Raw genomic sequence first — 2,171 nt, 5'->3', positions numbered from 1 at the left:
CGAAGGTGGGCGCTACTTCGCCAGCACGTCGGATCATCGACAGCTTTCCTTCTTTCCTGCGGGCGGGATTTTCTGTGATCGTTGCCGCCGCTTCATGCGCAATATCGATCCCGTCATACTCGCGAATCTTCTCCCGAACCTGGGCAAACGGAACGTCAGCACCAAAATTGGTGATGGCCCTCTGCAGCCGTGTGGAGTATCCCCGGCAACATCCTTGAGTCCTTCGAACGTACCCTGGTAGATTGGACCACTCAAACCATAGACCGCAAACATGTTCTTCTTCTCGTCCGATGCAATGGTGCTTTAACAGCGATCACCGTCCATTATAGCGGCTGGCGTATGCTAGCAGCCTGTCGGACTTTGGGCGCGAATGAAAGTGTTGGTCGAAGTGCCTTGTTCGATGGATACCCCAGAACCATTATTTTTCCCACAACCCTGTTCCCGTTTTTCAACGCTGATCGTCGGCTTGTCACCTTTGACCCTCTCGTAGCCGAGGTGTTCGGCGAATATCGAGACTACCTCCATCGCGGCTAATCATGACTGTCCGAAACCTTGAATTTTTCTTTCATCCCGCCTCGGTGGCCGTGGTCGCCGAGCCTGACGAACCGAGTCGCTACGCCGAAGTGGTGCTGGCCAATCTCGCGGCCGGTAAATTCAGTGGTCCGGTCATGTCGGTCAGCGCCAGGAAACGCTCCCTGTTCTTCATGGGTGACGAGGTTCGTCTGGGCGAACTCGACGGGGTGCCCGATCTGGCGATCATTTGCGCCTCGCTGGAGCAGGTGCCGCCGATCATCGCTCAACTCGGCGCGCGCGGCACCCGCGCGGTGATCGTCGGCCCGTGGATGTGGCACAAGATGAGCAATGGGGCGATTGCGACGGCGCGCAAGGCGATTCTCGAAGCCGCCCAGCCGTACCTGATGCGCGTTCTCGGACCGGGCAGCGGCGGTCTCGTGGTGCCGGCCCACAGGCTCAACGCCAGTGCCACCCCCGTCTCGATCAAGCCTGGGAAGATTGCCCTGGTCGCGCAGTCGACCGCCGTGACGGCGGCTGTGCTCGATCGCGCCTACAGCAAGGGAATCGGCTTCTCGACGGTGCTCCACCTCGGCGCCAGCCTCGATGTCGACCTTGCCGACGTGCTCGACTGGCTGGCGGCAGACCCCGATACCCAGTCGATCCTGGTGCAGTTCGATGAGGTGACGGCCGGGCGGAAGTTCATGTCGGCGGCGCGTGCCGCCGCACGCTGCAAGCCGGTAGTGACCATCCGCGGCGGCCCGGTGCAGGGCAGACCGCAGGGGAACGGACCGTTCTGTGCTGATGAGGTCTACGAAGCGGCTCTGCGTCGTGCAGGCTGGGTGCGCATCGATACGCTCGGGGACCTGTTCGCCGCCGTCGAGGCGATGGCGCGGGTGCGCCGCTTGCGCGGCGAGAGTCTGACCATCCTGGCCAACGGTCATGGCCTGGGGCGGATTGCCGGCGACCGGCTGACACGTGCCGGCGGCCAGCTCGGCAAGCTGTCGCCGGCCACCCTCAAGCGTCTCGAAGAACTGCTGCAGACACGCTCGAGACTCTCCAATCCGTTGGCACTGCCGGCGGACATCACGGCGACGAACTGGGGAGCCGCACTGGCAACCGTACTGGCCGACGAGCATACCGAGAATGTCCTGACCGTCTTTTCGCCCTCCCCATTTGCCCCCAGTGCCGAAGTCGCCGCTGCGATCTGCGAGGTGTCCCGGAAAACCGAGCACAACATCTTCACCTGTTGGGTGGGCGGCGCCGCCATGCTGGAGGCGCAACAGATCGTGGCGGCGCAAGGCATGTTGAGCCATGAGTCACCGGAAATGGCGATCGCGGTGTTTCTCGGCGTCGTCAGCTACCGGCGCAATCGCCGTTTGATGATGCAGATGCCGCCCTCGCTCGCGGAGGGTTTCTCACCGGACGTGGAAGCCGCCCGCAGCGCCCTCGGCGAAGCGATGGCGGCTGGTGCGGGTCAGCTATCGGTACGTCAGGCACGACGACTGTTGCAGGCCTATGGTCTGACCGTTGGCGAGCATCCTCTGGCTGGCAGTATCGACGAGGCGATTGCCTGCGCCGATGCGGTTGGCTACCCGGTCGATCTCGACCTGCTGCTGGCCAGTGGAGCAGAGTTTCCGGAGGGCGCTTGGGGTTTGCGG

Annotated in this window: 2 protein-coding genes; both read left to right on the top strand. The window is 63.0% G+C overall.

Going from position 1 to position 2,171, the window contains the following annotated elements:
* Nucleotides 1-241, top strand: a 241-nt coding sequence (locus CAPSK01_RS21860) for a hypothetical protein (RefSeq protein ID WP_273703105.1), incomplete at its 5' end; no start/stop codon positions are given.
* Between the two features lie 295 nt (nucleotides 242-536).
* Nucleotides 537-2,171: CoA-binding protein (locus CAPSK01_RS04860; RefSeq protein ID WP_034923225.1), on the top strand; the 1,635-nt coding region annotated here is incomplete at its 3' end.

It is taken from the genome of Candidatus Accumulibacter vicinus (assembly GCF_000584955.1).
Classification (GTDB): domain Bacteria; phylum Pseudomonadota; class Gammaproteobacteria; order Burkholderiales; family Rhodocyclaceae; genus Accumulibacter; species Accumulibacter vicinus.
Note: the sequence above shows the minus strand (reverse complement) of the source record. Positions and strands in the feature narration are given on the sequence as shown.